Origin of the sequence: Pseudomonas fluorescens (assembly GCF_000968015.1) — a bacterium.
GTDB lineage: Bacteria > Pseudomonadota > Gammaproteobacteria > Pseudomonadales > Pseudomonadaceae > Aquipseudomonas > Aquipseudomonas fluorescens_W.
In genome coordinates this window covers 40,813-58,959 of sequence record NZ_LACH01000016.1, presented here as the reverse complement: position 1 = coordinate 58,959, position 18,147 = coordinate 40,813, and the positions used below count along the sequence as shown (strand labels likewise).

At 60.3% G+C, this 18,147-nt stretch carries 16 protein-coding genes; 10 read left to right on the top strand and 6 right to left on the bottom strand.

Annotated elements, in window-relative coordinates; translation table 11 throughout:
• Positions 1-2: 2 nt before the first annotated feature.
• Entirely contained in the window at positions 3-833 is an 831-nt protein-coding gene (nudC, locus tag VD17_RS09230; protein ID WP_046053567.1) for an NAD(+) diphosphatase, read from the top strand.
• On the opposite strand, the gene VD17_RS09225 is transcribed toward nudC, so the two are convergent.
• Positions 801-1,580, bottom strand: coding sequence for a TSUP family transporter (locus VD17_RS09225; RefSeq protein ID WP_046053566.1), 780 nt, complete (start codon positions 1,578-1,580; stop codon positions 801-803). The genes nudC and VD17_RS09225 overlap by 33 nt on opposite strands.
• A 191-nt stretch (positions 1,581-1,771) precedes the next feature.
• Entirely contained in the window at positions 1,772-3,010 is a 1,239-nt protein-coding gene (locus VD17_RS09220; RefSeq protein WP_046053565.1) for an acyl-CoA dehydrogenase family protein, read from the bottom strand.
• 343 nt (positions 3,011-3,353) lie between these two features.
• Here VD17_RS09220 and sfnG point away from each other — a divergent pair, with 343 nt between their 5' ends.
• Entirely contained in the window at positions 3,354-4,454 is a 1,101-nt protein-coding gene (gene sfnG, locus VD17_RS09215) for a dimethylsulfone monooxygenase SfnG (RefSeq protein WP_185753128.1), read from the top strand.
• Positions 4,455-4,576: 122 nt separating this feature from the next.
• On the opposite strand, the gene VD17_RS09210 is transcribed toward sfnG, so the two are convergent.
• Entirely contained in the window at positions 4,577-5,053 is a 477-nt protein-coding gene (locus VD17_RS09210; protein WP_010460010.1) for a nuclear transport factor 2 family protein, read from the bottom strand.
• Between the two features lie 56 nt (positions 5,054-5,109).
• Positions 5,110-5,673 (bottom strand): TetR/AcrR family transcriptional regulator, encoded by a 564-nt coding sequence (locus VD17_RS09205; protein ID WP_008152706.1) that lies wholly within the window; start codon positions 5,671-5,673, stop codon positions 5,110-5,112.
• Between the two features lie 217 nt (positions 5,674-5,890).
• Between VD17_RS09205 and pssA the strand changes: the two genes are divergently transcribed.
• The 7 genes from pssA (at position 5,891) to VD17_RS09170 (ending at position 14,354) form a co-directional block, all read left to right on the top strand.
• Entirely contained in the window at positions 5,891-7,234 is a 1,344-nt protein-coding gene (pssA, locus tag VD17_RS09200; RefSeq protein WP_046053563.1) for a CDP-diacylglycerol--serine O-phosphatidyltransferase, read from the top strand.
• 106 nt (positions 7,235-7,340) lie between these two features.
• Positions 7,341-8,357, top strand: a complete 1,017-nt coding sequence (locus tag VD17_RS09195) for an AraC family transcriptional regulator (RefSeq protein ID WP_046053562.1) — start codon at positions 7,341-7,343, stop codon at positions 8,355-8,357.
• 276 nt (positions 8,358-8,633) lie between these two features.
• Positions 8,634-10,298 (top strand): AMP-binding protein, encoded by a 1,665-nt coding sequence (locus tag VD17_RS09190; RefSeq protein ID WP_046053561.1) that lies wholly within the window; start codon positions 8,634-8,636, stop codon positions 10,296-10,298.
• Positions 10,299-10,314: 16 nt separating this feature from the next.
• Complete coding sequence (locus VD17_RS09185) at positions 10,315-11,076, top strand: SDR family NAD(P)-dependent oxidoreductase (RefSeq protein WP_033054749.1); 762 nt, start codon at positions 10,315-10,317, stop codon at positions 11,074-11,076.
• A 12-nt stretch (positions 11,077-11,088) separates the two neighbouring features.
• Positions 11,089-12,282, top strand: a complete 1,194-nt coding sequence (locus VD17_RS09180; protein ID WP_046053560.1) for an acetyl-CoA C-acyltransferase — start codon at positions 11,089-11,091, stop codon at positions 12,280-12,282.
• A gap of 157 nt (positions 12,283-12,439) precedes the next feature.
• Positions 12,440-13,567: an acyl-CoA dehydrogenase gene (locus tag VD17_RS09175; protein ID WP_046046988.1), complete on the top strand. Its 1,128-nt coding sequence runs from the start codon at positions 12,440-12,442 to the stop codon at positions 13,565-13,567.
• 13 nt (positions 13,568-13,580) lie between these two features.
• Positions 13,581-14,354: an enoyl-CoA hydratase gene (locus VD17_RS09170; RefSeq protein ID WP_046053559.1), complete on the top strand. Its 774-nt coding sequence runs from the start codon at positions 13,581-13,583 to the stop codon at positions 14,352-14,354.
• A gap of 219 nt (positions 14,355-14,573) precedes the next feature.
• On the opposite strand, the gene VD17_RS09165 is transcribed toward VD17_RS09170, so the two are convergent.
• Both VD17_RS09165 and VD17_RS09160 read right to left on the bottom strand, forming a co-directional pair.
• Positions 14,574-15,725, bottom strand: a complete 1,152-nt coding sequence (locus VD17_RS09165) for an acyl-CoA dehydrogenase family protein (RefSeq protein WP_046053558.1) — start codon at positions 15,723-15,725, stop codon at positions 14,574-14,576.
• Positions 15,726-15,728: 3 nt separating this feature from the next.
• The gene (locus VD17_RS09160) at positions 15,729-16,835 is read right to left on the bottom strand and encodes an enoyl-CoA hydratase/isomerase family protein (RefSeq protein WP_046053557.1); all 1,107 of its coding nucleotides are present in this window, start codon (positions 16,833-16,835) and stop codon (positions 15,729-15,731) included.
• Positions 16,836-17,352: 517 nt separating this feature from the next.
• Between VD17_RS09160 and VD17_RS09155 the strand changes: the two genes are divergently transcribed.
• Positions 17,353-18,135, top strand: coding sequence for a transporter substrate-binding domain-containing protein (locus VD17_RS09155; protein ID WP_046053556.1), 783 nt, complete (start codon positions 17,353-17,355; stop codon positions 18,133-18,135).
• The last annotated feature ends 12 nt before the right edge of the window (positions 18,136-18,147 follow it).

Below are 18,147 nucleotides of genomic sequence, written 5' to 3'. Positions count from 1 at the left end.
AAATGACTTCACGCTGGACCACTGCAGTACTGGACACCGACCAACCCGGCGGCTGGGCCGTGGCGCGCAGCCCCGAAGGCTTTCTGTTCGATGACAATGGCGCGCTGTTCCCCCGCGAATGGCTCAAGCGCCAGGACCTGTCGATCCTCGCCGAACATGGCATCGGTCACCTGGACGGCGAACCGGTCTATTTACTGGAGCTGCGCAGTCACAGCGATGTGCCGGGCTGCAACTGGAAAGGCCTGCGGGCGTTCATGCTCGAAGGCGACCATACGCTCTACAAAGTGCTCGGTTACGCCGCGCAAATCGGCACCTGGGCCCGCGAACACCGCTTTTGCGGCAACTGCGGGCAGGCGATGACCCAGGTGGTCCGGGAACGGGCGATGTATTGCGAGCCGTGCGATTTACGCAGCTACCCGCGCATTTCGCCGAGCATGATCGTGCTGGTGACCCGTGGCGATGAGGTCCTGCTGGCGCGTTCGCCACGCTTTGTCGCCGGGGTCTACAGCACGTTGGCGGGGTTTGCCGAGCCGGGCGAGTCGGCCGAAGACTGCCTGATTCGCGAAGTACGCGAAGAAGTGCAGATCGAGGTCAAGCACATCCAGTACATGGGCAGCCAGTGCTGGCCGTTCCCGCATTCGATGATGCTGGGTTTCCATGCCGAATACGCCGGCGGCGAGATCGTGTGTCAGGAAGACGAGATCGAAGACGCCCAGTGGTTCAACGTTCATGAGCTGCCGCCGTTGCCGGCGTCACGCTCGATTGCCCGTTACCTGATCGACGTCTATGTGGCGCGGCGCTTAGGCCACGCTGAACCAGTGTTGCCAGGCTAACCGCACGGTCAAGCCCAGCACCACGGTGATGAACACCGGGCGAATGAACTTCGCACCGCCGCTGATGGCGGTGCGGGCCCCGAAGAACGCCCCGACCATCACCGACAGGCCCATGCTCAGGCCGATGATCCAGTCCACCTGCCCGGAAAATACGAACACCGACAGTGCGGCAATGTTGCTGACGAAGTTCATGCTGCGCGCCACGCCGCTGGCCTTCACCAGATCGATGGGGTACATGAGCATCGTGCTGACGGTCCAGAAAGCACCCGTGCCGGGACCGGCCACGCCGTCGTAAAACCCGAGGCCGAAGCCTTGGGTCGATTGCCACTTTTTCTTGATCGGTGCGTCGCTGTCCAGCGGCGCTTTCGGCGTGCCGCCAAACAACAGATAAATGCCGCAGGCGAAAACGATTACCGGAAGCATCTTGTTCAGCCATTCCGCGGGCAGGTAGTGAGCGACCACAGCCCCGGTCAGCGCGCCCACCAGCGTGCCGACAATGGCGTGCATCCACTGCCTTGGATGGAACAGCTTGCGTCGGTAGAAGGTGAAACTGGCGGTGGCCGAGCCGAACGTCGAACTGAGTTTGTTGGTGCCCAGCACCAGATGCGGCGGCAGGCCTGCGGTCAGCAGCGCCGGGGTGGTCAACAAACCACCGCCACCGGCAATGGCGTCGATGAAACCGGCAATGAAAGCGACGAGGGCCAGAATGGCCAGGGTGGTGAGGTCAACACTGAGTTCGAAAGGCATGGAATCGGCTTATTCGGCGGGGTGCAGGACAGGGCTGCGGGGGAAGGGCCGATATCTTACCTATATCCAACTTCTGCGGCGACCGCTCTGGCCCTATCGCGAGCAAGCTCGCTCCCACAGGGGATCTGCGGCGTTGCACAGAACAATGTGGGAGCGAGCTTGCTCGCGATGGCGTCAGCCCTGACGACACATCACTTGGTCTGTGGCCCATTCCCGATCTGCCACACAAACGGCGGCTCGGTCCCGTTGATCGCCCAATCCCCGACAATCCGTGCCTTGTAGATCACCGGATTGTGCGACGACACCGTCCGCGCATTGCGCCAGTGCCGATCCAGCGATTTACCCACCCGAGTATCCGAAGCCCCCAATGCATTGAACAGCTCTGTAGTCGCTCGCTGGATCAGCTCCGACACCACCACCTGCGCCTTGGCCGATTCGATTTCCGCCGCGACATTCGCCACTTGTTCCAAGGCTTCATCACCTGAGAATCGCGCCAGATAAGCCCGCTGCGCCGGTTGTGCAGCCCTCAAGGCGCTGGCCTCGGCCGCATACACCAGTGACGCGATTTCACCGACCACTTGCTGCACCTGCGAATCCTGGCTGACGTGCTGCGCATTGCCATGGCTGTAGATGCGTTTGCGTTCACGTACTTGGTGAGCCACATCGCGCAACGCCGCACGACCGATCCCGGCCAGTGTCGCCAGCAGCACCAACTGATAAAACGCGGTCTGGTATTTGAAGCGGGTGGCGAAGTCGATGATGTTCTCGGCCTCCACGTCGGCATCGATAAACCGTGAGGTGCCACTGCCGGTGGTGCGTTGACCGAAGCCGTCCCAGTCGTCGCTCTGCACGATGCCGGGCTGGCGAGTGCGGACCGCGGCAATCACGTCGCCGCCGGTGTCGCTGCGTTGCGCATACACGTCGATCCAGTCGGAAAACAGGCTGCCGGTGCTGTAGAACTTCTCGCCGTTGAGCCTCCACTGATCGCCATGAGGTGAGACTTTGGTGATGACATCGCCAATCGCCACGCTGCCGATTTCGGTCCAGGCATTGCCGGCGATATCGCCGTCGACGAAGCGCTTGAACCACAGATCCCGCGCCGGCCCGGGCGCCGAGTTCAAGCGATCCTCGGCAAAGGCGAAGTGCCCGCGCAAGGCCTGAGGCACGTTGGAATCGGCTTCGGCCAATTCGATCAGCAGCTCAAACAATTGTGGCAGGGAGGCGCCGCCACCGCCGTATTCAACGGGAATCCGTACGGCGCCGAAACCGGCGTCCTTGAGCCACTGAATCGGTTCGTACGGAAGGCTGCGGGACTGTTCGCGCTCAACGGCACCGGCGGCGATGCGTTGGAAAATTGGCCGGAACCTTGCGGCCAGCGTTTCATAGTCAGTGCCAGTGGACAGCGGATTGATTACCTGATGTTCGGTCATGGGACGGCTCCTTGGGTCGGCAGTAGAAAGTGTTGCGTCTGCCAGGGGCAATTGCAGGGTCCATGCCGAAGCTCGCGGGCCAGGATTTACGGGAGGAACTGGATGCCGACACGCAGTGAATTGTTGCTGTACCAACAGTGCATCAGCAAATTGCCTCTGATACACCCACATCTGTGGCGAGGGAGCTTGCTCCCGCTTGAGTGCGCAGCGCTCACAAAAAAAAAGGGTCGCTGCGCAGCCCAGCGGGAGCAAGCTCCCTCGCCACAGTGTTCGCCCACCCCGAGATTTCGGTGCTGGCACGGTTGCTGCTCTTACCCCAGGACTTCCCTAAAGTCCCGAGGACATGTCAATGAGTCAGCAAGCCGTCAAATTTGCCTACTGGGTGCCGAACGTCAGCGGCGGGCTGGTGGTCAGCAAGATCGAGCAACGCACCCACTGGGGCATCGACTACAACCGCAAACTGGCGCAACTGGCCGAAGAGGCCGGGTTTGAATACGCCCTGACGCAGATCCGCTTCACCGCCGGTTACGGCGCCGAGTACCAGCACGAATCGGTCGCCTTCAGCCATGCGCTGCTGGCCGCCACCACCCAACTGAAAGTCATCGCCGCGATCCTTCCCGGCCCTTGGCAACCGGCGCTGGCGGCCAAGCAATTGGCAACCATCGACCAACTGACTAACGGCCGAGTGGCGGTGAACATCGTCAGTGGCTGGTTCAAGGGTGAGTTCCAGGCGATTGGCGAACACTGGCTGGAACACGACGAGCGTTATCGTCGCTCCGAAGAATTCATCCGCTCGCTGAAGGGCATCTGGAGCCAGGACAACTTTACCTTTCGCGGCGACTTCTACCGTTTCGACAACTACAGCCTCAAACCCAAGCCGCTGGGTCAGCCGGAAATCTTCCAGGGTGGCAGTTCCCGCGCGGCTCGGGACATGGCGGCACGGGTTTCGGACTGGTACTTCACCAACGGCAACACCCCGGAAGGCATCAAGGCCCAGGTCGATGACATCCGCGCCAAGGCAGCGGCCAACAATCATTCGGTGAAGGTCGGTGTGAACGCGTTTGTCATTGCCCGCGACACCGAAGAAGAAGCGCGAGCCGTACTGGCGCAAATAATCGATCAGGCGGACCCCGAGGCGGTGAATGCGTTTGGCGATGCGGCGAAGCAGGCGGGCAGGGCGTCACCTGAGGGCGAGGGCAACTGGGCCAAGTCGACGTTCGAGGATCTGGTGCAGTACAACGACGGGTTCAAGACCAACCTGATTGGTACGCCGCAGCAGATTGCCGAGCGGATCGTCGCGTTGAAAGCGGTGGGCGTGGACCTGGTGTTGGCGGGGTTTCTGCACTTTCAGGAGGAGGTGGAGTATTTCGGTAAGCGGGTATTGCCGTTGGTGAGGGAGCTGGAAGCCAAGGCAGCGGCCAAGCAGCAGGCCGCGGTAGCCTGAACACCACAAAACCCCTGTAGGAGCTGTCGAGTGAAACGAGGCTGCGATCTTTTGACTTTGATTTTTGAGATCAAAAGATCGCAGCCTCGTTTCACTCGACAGCTCCTACAGGGGATCAGTGTTTACAGGCCCAAGTCGGACAAGCTTGGGTGATCGTCAGGACGACGGCCCAGCGGCCAGTGGAACTTGCGGTCACTTTCCTTGATCGGCATGTCGTTGATGCAGGCAAACCGATTGGCCATCAAGCCGTTCTCGTCGAACTCCCAGTTTTCGTTGCCGTACGAGCGGAACCAGTTGCCCGAGTCGTCGTGCCATTCGTAGGCATAACGCACGGCAATGCGATTGCCGGTAAAGGCCCAAAGTTCTTTGATCAGGCGGTAATCCAGTTCCTTGGCCCATTTGCGCGTCAGGAAACCTTTGGCTTCTTCGCGGTTGTAGGCGAACTCGGCGCGGTTACGCCATTTGGTGTCCAGGGTGTAGGCCAGCGACACGCGTTCCGGGTCGCGGGAGTTCCAGCCGTCTTCGGCCAGGCGTACTTTTTCAATGGCCGATTCACGGGTGAATGGCGGCAATGGCGGACGAACTTCGGCATTAGACATTAATAGTCTCCCTATCAAAGTAAAGTTCTAGCAAGTTGTCGGGCTTGGTTAAAGTGTTACAGGTCCAATAACTTTCGCGCCATGCATTGCGCATTATCGGCGGCACTGTGATCACCCATGACAAGCGCCACGGTAATGGCACCGTCGATCAGGATCAGCAGCTGTTTGGCCAGCGTCTCCGGGTCTGTGGCGCCATGTTCGGTGCAGAGCTCGCGCACGTAGTCGAGCAGCTTCTGTTTATGGTCTTTGGCAACCAGGCGAACCGGGTCTTGCGGGTCGCCGGTTTCGCCGCTGGTATTGATGAATGCACAGCCACGGAAGCCTTCGGAGGCGAACCAGGCCTTGAGCACGGTAAACAGGTTGAGCAGCCGGTCGGCCGGTGTTTCAGCCTGGTCGACTTCGCTTCGGTACCAATGCATCCAGCGCACATCACGGCGTTGCAGGGCCGCGACGGTGAGCTCCTCCTTGTTGGCGAAGTAGCGGTAAATACTCTTTCTGGAGACACCGGCGGTTTTCACCAGAAGATCCATCCCGGTGGCAGCGATGCCACTTTTGTAGATCAACTTTTCGGTGACATCCAGAATGATGTCGCGTGTGTCGTTGCTGGTTATTTCGTTCATGTGGCAAACAGTAGAACGATCGTTCTCCTTGGTCAAGAAGATATTTTTGTCGTCTACAAAATTGCTATCGCGAGCAAGCTCGCTCCCACATTTGAAATGCGTTCCCCTGTGGGAGCGAGCTTGCTCGCGATGGGGCCATTACAGTCAGTAACAAGACCCGAACCGATCCATGGTGTAAGCTCTCGGGTTCTCCGGATTCGACCTTTTTGCGAGCCCTATGCCGTCGCTTTTCAAACGCTCTCTGCTGCCCAAACTGCGCAGTTTTCCGCTGACCGCCGATGCCGTCACCATCCTTTCTGGCGCTGCCGAGTTTCGTCGGTGCCTGCTGGAAAAGATCGCCAGCGCCACCCGGCGCATTTATATCGTCGCGCTTTATCTGCAACAGGATGAAGCCGGCCAGGAAATTCTCGATGCCTTGCATGCGGCCAAACTGGCGCGTCCGGAACTGGACGTGGTGGTGGTCGTTGACTGGTTGCGCGCCCAGCGCGGCTTGATCGGCGCCGGCAAGCAGCCGGGCAACTCGGCCTGGTATCAGGAAACCACCCGCACTCACGCCAGTGAAGTGCCGGTGTATGGCGTTCCCGTGCAGACCCGAGAACTGTTCGGCGTGCTGCATTTGAAAGGCTTCGTGATCGATGACTGCGTGATCTACAGCGGCGCGAGTCTGAACAACGTCTATCTGCACAAGTTCGACAAATACCGCTACGACCGTTATCACCTGCTGCATAACAGCGCGCTGGCCGATTCCATGCAGCACCTGGTCAAGCACGGTCTGATCGCTTCCAAAGCGGTACATCGTCTCGATTTGCCGAACCTGCCGACCACTCGCAGCCTGCGCAACGACATCGGCGACTTGCGCAGCCGCCTCAAGCACGCGGCGTACGACACCACGACAGGCACCACGGAAAAAGGTGGTTTGTCGGTCAGCCCATTGCTCGGTGTCGGCAAGAACAACCCGTTGAGCCGGGTGATTTGCGAGTTGATCGCCAGCGCTCAGCATCAACTGACCATCTGCACACCGTACTTCAACATGCCGCTGCCCGTGACTCGGGAAATCAACCGGGCACTGGCGCGGGGCGTGAAGATCGACATCATCGTCGGCGACAAGACGGCCAACGACTTCTACATCCCGCCGAGCGAGCCGTTCAAGGTGATTTCGGCGCTGCCTTATCTTTACGAGATCAGCCTGCGGCGCTTCGCCAAACGTCATCATCGCAGCGTCGACAGCGGCCAGTTGAACCTGCATCTGTGGCGTGACGGCGACAACACCTATCACCTCAAGGGCATGTGGATCGATCAGCGCTACACCTTGCTGACCGGCAACAACCTCAACCCGCGGGCGTTCCGACTCGACCTGGAAAACGCCTTGCTGATTGATGATCCGAAAGGTGAGTTGTTGGAGCCCCGTCGTAAAGAGCTGGCGGAGATTTTCGAGAACACCCGCCGCATCGAACGTTACCAGGAACTGGAAACGCTGCTGGAATACCCGGCGGCGGTGGCCAAGTTTCTCAAGCGCGTGAGTCGTGTGCGGATCGAGCGGTTGCTCTATCGGATTTTGTAACGCAAGGGTTGGTGGCGGGTCTGAATATGCCTTCGCGAGCAAGCTCGCTCCCACAGGGTTCTGCGCTAAGATGCCGGCACTCAAATAACAAGGCTCGCCTCGGTCAATGTCGGAAAAAGACACCATCTCCATTCAACTGGTGCGTGAAGCACTGCTGCAAAGCTGCGCCCCCGGAGCGACCGCCGATGAGGTGTTGAACAAGGTCGGCATCGATCCGGCACTGCTCGACAGCAGCGATGCACGCGTTCCGGCCACAGCTTATGCGCGTCTGTGGCGTTTACTGGCGCGACGTGGAGACGATGAATTTTTTGGCATGGATCCGCGCAAACTCAAATCCGGCAGCCTGGCTTTTCTCTGTCGCTGCTCCATGGTCCAGCCGAGCCTGGCCGCCGGCCTGACCTCGGGCTTGAGCTTCCTGTCGTTGATGCTCGAACACCTGCCCGCGCAGTTGGTTCGTCAGCAAAGCCTGGCGGAAATCGTCCTGCTCGAAGACGACCAGGACCCGCGCCGCGCCTTCACGTATTTCACTTACTGGATGATCGTTCACGGCGTCGCCTGCTGGCTGGCGGGGCGACGAATTCCGATCCTGGCCATCGAGTTGCGCTGCCCGACACCGGACTTCTGCGATGACTATCAGGTGATGTTCTCCGAGAACCTGCGTTTCGACCGGCCGCGCACGCGGATGATTTTCTCCGCCGAGTGCCTGGACTTGCCGATCAAGCGCAGCCCGGAAGAACTCAAGCGTTTCCTGGCCCATGCGCCGGCCAATATCCTGGTCAAGTACCGCGACCCGGAGAGCCTTGCCAGCCGGATCAAGCACGATTTGCGGCAACTCCCCGCCGAACACTGGCCGGAAACCGAACCCCTGGCGCAACAGCTGTGCATGTCGGCTTCCACCCTGCGTCGGCGCCTGGCCGAAGAAGGCCAGACTTACCAAGGGCTCAAGGACAGCGTGCGCAAGGAACTGGCGATTGTCTGGCTGGCCGAACCCGCTATCAGCTTCGCCGAGATCGCCGCGCGGCTGGGGTTTGCCGATACCAGCTCGTTCTACAAGGCGTTTCGCAAGTGGTCGGGGTCAAATCCCGGGCATTACCGCAGCCTGATCCTCAACGAAGCTGATTGATCCGAAGCCTGTTGTGCCTGGGCTGACGCTATCGCGAGCAAGCTCGCTCCCACAGGGAATTTGGTGTGACATAGATAGTGTTCACACCAAAGAACTACTGTGGGAGCGAGCTTGCTCGCGATGAGGCCCTTACAGGCGCCACATCTCTCAAATCTTGGCCAAACCAGTCACGCAACTTGATAGCTTTGACCATTGTCCCGCGCCCTGCGCAGAGCGAGTATTTCCCTGTAAATAAAGGTTCCCCCGGCCTAATAAAAATACAAAGGGATTCTGGCAATGCGCGATTATTTGTCTGCTACATCACAGTTTAATTATCAGCACACCGTCGATGCCGCGCTCGCGGGCGATTTGACTGCCCTCAACGCCTGTGTCGAGTGTTGCGACCGCCATGCCTTGCCGGGGCGCATCGCGCTGTTCTGGGAAGGCCGTGATGGCGCCAGCGCGACCTACACCTTCAGCGACTTGCAGGACAAAGCCGCACGTTTAGCCAATTTCCTCCTGGCCCAAGGCGTGAAAAAAGGCGACAAGGTTGCCGGTCTCCTGCCTCGTAACATCGAATTGCTGATCACTGTATTCGCCACCTGGCGCATCGGCGCGGTCTACCAGCCGCTGTTCACGGCATTCGGCCCGAAAGCCATCGAACACCGTCTCAACTCCTCTGGCGCCAAAGTGGTGGTCACCGACGCGGGCAATCGCTCCAAACTCTCTGAAGTCGCCGACTGCCCGACCATCGTCACCGTTGCCGGCCCGAAAGGCCAAGGCATCGTCCGCGGCGATTACAGCTTCTGGGCCGAACTGGCCCATTATTCTCCTGTGTGCGAACCCGTCCTGTTGACCGGCGAAGACCCGTTCCTGCTGATGTTCACCTCGGGCACCACCGGTCCGTCGAAAGCGCTGTCCGTTCCGCTCAAGGCCATCGTCGCCTTCCAGAACTACACCCGTGACGCCGTGGACTTGCGCCCCGAAGACGCCTTCTGGAACCTCGCCGATCCGGGTTGGGCCTACGGCATCTATTTCGGCGTCACCGGGCCCATGGCCCTGGGGCATCCGATCACCTTTTACGATGGCCCGTTCTCCCTCGAAAGCACCTGTCGGGTGATCAACAAATACGGGATCACCAACCTCACCGGCTCGCCGACGGCCTATCGCCTGTTGATCGCCGGAGGTGACGAATTCGCCCGCTCGATCAAGGGCAAGCTGCGCATCGTCAGCAGCGCCGGCGAGCCGCTGAATCCGGAGGTGATTCGCTGGTTCGCCGACAACCTCGGCGTGGTGATTCACGACCATTACGGCCAGACCGAACTCGGCATGGTCCTGTGCAATCACCATGGCCTCGAGCATCCGATCCACATGGGCGCCGCCGGTTTCGCTTCGCCCGGCCACCGCATCGTGGTGCTGGATGACGAGTACAAAGAACTGGGCGTCGGTCAGCCGGGCATTCTGGCCATCGACCGCACCCAGTCGCCGATGTGCTGGTTCGCCGGTTACGAAGGCGCACCGACCAGGGCCTTCGTCGGCAACTATTACCTGAGCGGCGACACCGTCGAGTGGAACCCGGACGGCAGCATCAGCTTCGTCGGTCGCAGCGACGACGTGATTACTACCTCCGGTTACCGCGTCGGCCCGTTCGACGTGGAAAGCGCGTTGATCGAACACCCGGCCGTGATTGAAGCCGCCGTTGTCGGCAAGCCCGACCCGGAGCGCACCGAACTGGTGAAAGCCTTCGTGGTGATTTGCGAGCAATACCGCGCAACGCCGGAGCTGGCCGAAGAGCTGCGCCAACACGTGCGCAAACGACTGGCCGCGCACTCGTACCCCCGTGAAATCGAATTTGTCAGCGAGTTGCCGAAAACCCCTAGCGGCAAATTGCAGCGCTTTATCTTGCGCAACCAGGAAATCGCCAAGGCTCAAGAGGCCGTCGCGAAGAACGTTTCAGCTTGAATCCAAGGAAACAATGATGCAGATCGAAAATAAGGTTTTTCTCGTCACCGGCGGTGCGTCGGGCCTCGGTGCGGCCACCGCTGAAATGCTGGTCGCTGCCGGTGCCAAAGTGATGCTGGTGGACATGAACGCCGAGGCCGTTGCGGCCCAGGCTGAACGTCTCGGCGCGCAAAGCGTGGTGGCGGATATCAGCAACGAAGCGGCGGCCGAAGCCGCTGTGCAGGCGACGGTCAAAGCCTTCGGTGGCCTGAATGGTCTGGTCAACTGCGCCGGCATCGTGCGCGGTGAGAAGATCCTCGGCAAGAACGGCCCGCACGTGTTGGCCAATTTCAGCCAGGTAATCAACGTCAACCTGATCGGCAGTTTCAACATGCTGCGCCTGGCCGCTGCGGCGATTGCCGAAACCGAAGCAGATGCTGACGGCGAGCGCGGCGTGATCATCAACACCGCTTCGGCTGCAGCCTATGACGGCCAGATCGGCCAGGCCGCGTATGCCGCCTCCAAAGGCGCAATCGTCAGCCTGACCTTGCCCGCCGCCCGTGAACTGGCGCGCTTCGGCATCCGCGTGATGACCATCGCCCCGGGCATTTTCGAAACCCCGATGATGGCCGGCATGACCCCGGAAGTCCGCGCGTCGCTGGCGGCTGGCGTGCCGTTTCCGCCACGTCTTGGCAAACCAGGCGAGTATGCCGGGCTGGTCAGGCATATCATTGAAAACAGCATGCTTAATGGCGAGGTGATCCGTCTCGACGGCGCCTTGCGCATGGCCGCCAAGTAAGGAGGATTTGTCATGACTATTTCCAACGATCCCATTGTTATCGTCAGCGCCGTCCGCACCCCGATGGGTGGTTTCCAGGGCGAACTGAAAAGCCTGACTGCACCGCAACTCGGTGCTGCGGCGATTCGCGCTGCCGTCGAACGCGCCGGTGTGGCGCCAGACGCGGTTGAAGAAGTGCTGTTCGGTTGCGTCCTGTCCGCCGGCCTCGGCCAAGCCCCTGCGCGTCAAGCCGCACTGGGCGCCGGGCTGGATAAATCGACCCGCTGCACCACCCTGAACAAGATGTGCGGTTCGGGCATGGAAGCGGCGATTCTGGCCCACGACATGCTGGTGGCCGGTAGCGCCGACGTGGTTGTCGCCGGCGGCATGGAAAGCATGTCCAACGCACCGTATCTGCTGGACCGCGCCCGTAGCGGTTACCGCATGGGCCACGGTCGCGTACTCGACCACATGTTCCTCGACGGTCTGGAAGACGCTTACGACAAAGGCCGCCTGATGGGCACCTTCGCCGAGGATTGCGCCGAAACCAACGGTTTCACCCGTGAAGCCCAGGATGCGTTTGCCATTGCCTCGACCACCCGCGCGCAGCAGGCGATCAAGGACGGCAGCTTCAAAGACGAGATCGTGCCGCTCACCGTGACCGTCGGTAAAGAGCAGGTGCTGATCAGCAACGACGAACAACCACCGAAAGCCAAACTGGACAAGATCGCGTCCTTGAAACCGGCGTTCCGCGACGGCGGCACGGTGACGGCGGCGAACTCCAGCTCGATTTCCGATGGCGCCGCTGCACTGGTGTTGATGCGCCGTTCCGAAGCTGAAAAGCGCGGCCTGAAACCGCTGGCAGTGATTCACGGCCACGCCGCGTTTGCCGACACCCCGGGCCTGTTCCCGGTGGCACCGGTGGGGGCGATCGAGAAGCTGATGAAGAAAACCGGCTGGTCGCTGGACGAAGTCGATCTGGTCGAAGTTAACGAAGCCTTCGCCGTGGTCAGTCTGGTCACCATGACCAAACTGGAAATCCCTCACGAGAAGATCAACGTTCACGGCGGCGCTTGCGCCCTCGGCCACCCGATCGGTGCGTCTGGCGCGCGGATCCTTGTGACCTTGCTCTCGGCCCTGCGCCAGAAAGGCCTGAAACGCGGCGTTGCAGCAATCTGCATCGGCGGCGGTGAAGCCACGGCCATGGCTGTTGAATGCCTCTACTAAGGCCTGCACGGTCTCTGTAGGAGCAATGTAGGAGCTGTCGAGTGCAACGAGGCTGCGATCTTTTGACTTTGCTTTTTTAAAGATCAAGATCAAAAGATCGCAGCCTCGTTGCACTCGACAGCTCCTACAAGGGCAACTGTAATTTTAAGGATTTGCCATGATTCCCAATGACGAACAACTGCAAATCAGCGAAGCGGCCCGGCAGTTTGCCCAGGAACGGCTGAAACCGTTCGCCGCCGAGTGGGACCGCGAGCATCGCTTCCCCAAGGAAGCCATCGGCGAGATGGCGGAACTGGGCTTCTTCGGCATGTTGGTGCCGGAAGAGTGGGGCGGCTGCGACACCGGTTACCTGGCCTACGCCATGGCCCTGGAAGAAATCGCGGCCGGCGACGGCGCCTGCTCGACCATCATGAGCGTGCACAACTCGGTGGGTTGCGTGCCGATTCTCAAGTACGGCAACGACGACCAGAAAGAACGCTTCCTCAAACCTTTGGCCAGCGGCTCGATGCTGGGGGCCTTTGCCCTGACCGAACCGCAGGCCGGCTCCGACGCGAGCGGCTTGAAAACCCGTGCCCGCCTGGAAGGCGATCACTACGTGTTGAACGGCTGCAAACAGTTCATCACCTCCGGACAGAACGCCGGGGTGGTGATCGTGTTCGCTGTGACTGATCCGAGTGCCGGCAAGCGTGGCATCACGGCGCTGATCGTGCCCACCGATTCGCCGGGCTACAAAGTCGCGCGGGTCGAAGACAAGCTCGGCCAGCACGCCTCCGACACCTGCCAGATTCTGTTTGAGGACGTGAAGGTGCCGGTGGCCAATCGGTTGGGCGAGGAGGGCGAAGGTTATCGAATCGCCCTGGCCAACCTCGAAGGCGGCCGCGTCGGCATCGCTTCGCAATCGGTGGGCATGGCCCGCGCTGCGTTCGAAGCAGCCCGCGACTACGCCCGCGAGCGTGAAAGCTTTGGCAAACCGATCATCGAGCATCAAGCGGTCGCGTTCCGCCTGGCGGACATGGCAACCCAAATCGCTGTGGCCCGGCAGATGGTGCATTACGCAGCGGCGCTGCGTGACAGCGGCAAACCGGCCTTGGTCGAAGCGTCCATGGCCAAGCTGTTCGCCTCGGAAATGGCCGAGAAAGTCTGTTCCTCGGCGTTGCAAACACTCGGCGGCTACGGTTACTTGAACGATTTTCCGCTGGAGCGGATCTACCGCGACGTGCGTGTCTGCCAGATCTACGAAGGCACCAGCGATATTCAGCGCATGGTTATTTCTCGCAATCTTTAAGAAGGAGTCATCTGTGAGTTACGAAACGATTTTGCTGGAAACCCACGGTCGTGTGGGCCTGATTACCCTGAACCGGCCGCAAGCGCTGAATGCGTTGAACGCGCAAATTGTCAGCGAGCTGAACCACGCCCTCGATGGCCTGGAAGCCGATTCGAACATCGGTTGCATCGTGCTGACCGGCTCGAAAAAAGCCTTCGCCGCCGGTGCCGACATCAAGGAAATGGCCGAGCTGACCTACCCGCAGATATACCTCGACGACCTGTTCAGCGACAGCGATCGCGTGGCTAACCGCCGCAAGCCGATCATTGCTGCCGTCAACGGCTTCGCCTTGGGCGGTGGTTGTGAACTGGCGCTGATGTGCGACTTCATCCTGGCCGGCGACAACGCCAGATTCGGTCAGCCGGAAATCAACCTCGGCGTACTGCCGGGCATGGGCGGCACCCAGCGCCTGACCCGCGCGGTGGGCAAGGCCAAGGCCATGGAAATGTGCCTCAGCGGTCGCTTGATCGATGCGGTGGAAGCGGAGCGTTGCGGGATTGTCGCGCGGATTGTTCCGGCTGATGAGTTGCTGGAAGAAGCGTTGAAAGTCGCGGCGCTGATCGCCAAGAAGTCGCTGCCGATTGCAATGATGGTCAAGGAAAGCGTCAACCGCGCGTTTGAAGTGAGCCTGTCGGAAGGTGTGCGCTTTGAGCGTCGGGTGTTCCATGCGGCGTTTGCGACGCAGGATCAGAAGGAAGGGATGGCGGCGTTTATTGCCAAGCGTGAGGCCGAGTTCAAGGGTAAGTGATGGTAGTGGGGTAGATTCAAAATCCACCCCTCACCCCAGCCCTCTCCCCATGGGGGAGAGGGGGAAAGGGAGCCCATCTCCATGCTTTTCAAATCCTGAGTTCGACCCGGAATTTTCAGGTCGATGAAACTCGAAAAACACCTCGGTCAGTCCCCTCTACCCTCTGGGGAGAGGGTTAGGGTGAGGGGTGGATTCAAAGACCACCCCCGATCCCAGACCTCACACAAGGTAGTTTTTGAGCTCCCGGGCAATCACCATCCGCTGTATCTCGCTCGACCCTTCATAAATCTGCGTAATCCGCGCATCCCGGTAGTAACGCTCCACCGGGTAATCCTCCAGATACCCATACCCGCCGTGAATCTGCATCGCCGACGAACACACTTTCTCGGCCATCTCAGATGCAAACAGCTTGGCCTGTGAAGCCTCCGACAGACACGGCTTGCCGGCACTGCGCAACCGCGCAGCATGCAAGATCAGCAGTCGTGCAGCATTCAATCGGGTGTGCATGTCGGCCAGCATGTTGGCAATGCTCTGGTGCTCGATGATCGGTTTGTCGAACTGCACCCGATCCCGCGAGTAGGCCAGCGCTGCTTCAAACGCTGCGCGGGCAATGCCCAGCGCCTGCGCCGCGATGCCGATGCGGCCGCCTTCAAGGTTCGACAGGGCAATCGCCAGTCCTTTGCCGCGCTCACCCAACAGGTTGGCTTCGGGAATCGTGCAGTTGCTCAGGGTCACCGCGCAGGTATCGGACGCGCGAATACCCATTTTGTGTTCGGTGCGATCAACGATGAAACCCGCGGTATCGGTCGGCACCAGGAACGCCGAGAGGCCGCGCTTGCCCAGGTCCGGATCGGTCACCGCAAACACAATGGCCAGTTTCGCCCGTTTGCCGTTGCTGACGAATTGCTTGGCGCCGTTGATCACCCACTGGCCATCGCGCAGCTCGGCACGGGTGCGCAGGTTGTGGGCTTCGGAGCCGGCCTGGGGTTCGGTCAGGCAGAAGCAGCCGATGGCCTGACCGCTGGCCAGATCCGGCAGCCAGGTCTGTTTCTGTTCTTCAGTGCCGTAGTTGAGGACCGGACCGCAGCCCACGGAGTTGTGAATGCTCATCAGTGCGCCAGTGGCGCCGTCACCGGCCGAAATCTCTTCCACCGCCAAGGCGTAGGCGACGTAGTCGACATAGGTGCCGCCCCATTCCTCGGGCACCACCATGCCCAGCAGACCCAGTTCGCCCATCTTCGCCACCAGGCCGTCATCGATCCAGCCGGCCTTTTCCCAGGACTGTGCGTGGGGCGCGATTTCGCCGCGGGCAAAGTCCCGGGCCATGTCGCGGATCATGACTTGCTCTTCGCTCAATTCGATATCGTGCATGGCTCAGCTCCCGCTTTGGTCAAAACCGGTGAAGAAACTCGCGACGTGCTCGGCGTCCAGCGCCTGCAAGGTCGGCGGGTTCCAGCGCGGCTTCTTGTCTTTGTCGATCAGCAAGGCGCGCACGCCTTCGATCAGGTCGCCGCGCTCGAACCACTGACGGTCCAGGTGCAGCTCAAGGGCGAAGCAGTCTTCCAGACTCAAGTGCCGGCCGCGACGGAGCATGTCCAGGGTCACGCCCATGGCCAGCGGTGAACGGCTTTCCAGCAGGTTGGCGGTGGTTATGGCCCACTCGTGGCTGTCGGCGACCGTTACTTCACGCAGTTGCTCAACAATACTCGGCACATCGGGCAGGGCGAAGAAGTGATCGATGGCCGGGCGCAATGCCGCCAAAGGTGCCGCGGGCAGTTGTTGCACGGCGAGTTTCGCCAGCAGACCTTGAAGGTCCTTCAACGGTGTTTCGTGCCATTCGAGCTGGTCGAGTTGCTCGTCGAGGGTGCCCAGCTTGTCGCTTTCCAGGTACCAGTCGGCCAGGCCGCAATAGAGCGCATCGGCCGCACGGATCTGCACGCCGCTGACGCCAAGGTAAATCCCCAGCTCACCGGGAACGCGCGGCAGGAAATGGCTGCCACCGACATCCGGGAAATAACCGATCGCCACTTCCGGCATCGCCAGACGGCTTTTCTCGGTGACCACCCGCAAGTCGGCGCCTTGTACCAGGCCCATGCCGCCGCCCAGGACAAAACCGTCCATCAAGGCGAGCACCGGTTTGCGGTAATGGTGAATCGCGAGGTCGAGGGCGTATTCCTCGACGAAGAAATCTTCGTGCAGCGTGTCGCCGTTTTTGAAGCTGTCGTACAGCGAACGAATATCGCCGCCGGCACAGAACGCCTTCTCGCCAGCACCGCGCAAAACCACTGCGTGTACATGCGGATCCAGCGCCCAGGCGTCGAGCTGACGCTGCAGATTGCGCACCATGTCCAGGGTAATGGCGTTGAGTCCGGCGGGGCGATTGAGAGTCAGGTGACCGATGTGGTTGCGAACCTCGGCCAGCACTTCGTTTTGCGTGGCATCCATGGACGAAGTCCCTGGAGAAGAAACCTGAGCAGTCATCACTAACTCCCTGCTTTTATTGTTCTTTATAGAGAAGCTCGCGCGCGAGCGATGCTGGATCGTAACAGTGCAAATTTGTGATGTACAACCGGCATATGTGCAGGGTCAGTTTGCGTTTTTGCCTTAAAGCAAGATCAAAAGATCGCAGCCTGCGGCAGCTCCTACCTCAGAACACGTACACCCTGTAGGAGCTGCCGCAGGCTGCGATCTTTTGATCTTTGATTGCCGACGACAGAAACGGCTGTGAAAGCCCCTCGTTCAGCGCAGTTGCGCTGTCAGAACAGGGACTTACGACACCTGCACCGGCCTGGCAATTGGCATTCTGACGGTCCATTTCAAGCGCTTGCGACGATGCGCCTGGAGCGGACTGCACTCCGACGACTGGCTCGGGCCGGTCGAAAACAACAACAAATACGGCTGCGGTGAATACCGCATCGACTCTCTGCCCCTGTCAAAAAGTGTGGTTAGGCGCAGGCGCCAGGCCGCGATAAATCCAAATAATCCGGGACTCAAGAAGATGATCAACATCAAATGGCTGACCTTGCCGGCAATCGCATTGCTGTGCTGCACCACCGGCGCCAGCGCCAAGGAATGGAAAGAGCTGCGATTCGGCGTCAACCCGAGCTACCCGCCTTTTGAATCCACCACCGCCGATGGCGGCGTGCAGGGCTTTGGCGTGGATTTGGGCAACGCGATCTGCGCTGAATTGAAGTTGAAATGCGTGTGGGTCAGCAATGACTTCGACGGGCTGATTCCGGCGCTCAAGGCGGGCAAGTTCGACGCCATCGAATCGTCGATGACGGTGACTGATGCGCGTAAAAAGCAGATCGACTTCACCGATCGCCTGTATGCCGGGCCGACCGCCATCGTCACTCGCAAGGATTCCGGGCTGTTGCCCACAGCCGAGTCGCTGCAGGGCAAGACCATCGGTTACATGCAGGGCACGATTCAGGAAACCTACGCCAAGGCCAAGCTGGCACCCGGCGGCGTGAAACTGCGTGCCTATCAGAATCAGGATCAGGTCTACGCCGACCTGGTATTTGGCCGTCTCGACGCCTCGATCCAGGACAAGATGCAGGCGCAAATGAGCTTTTTGACGTCCCCCCAAGGCGCAGACTTCAAGAACAGTGAAGGCATCAGCGACCCGTTAGTGCCGTCCGACATCGCCATCGGCGTGCGCAAGGACAACGAAGAACTAAAAGGCATGCTCAATGCCGCCATCAAGGCCCTGCATGACAAGGGTATCTACGCGCAGATCCAGCAGAAACACTTCGGCGATCTGGACCTTTACAACTACTGATCCTCGCGCCCC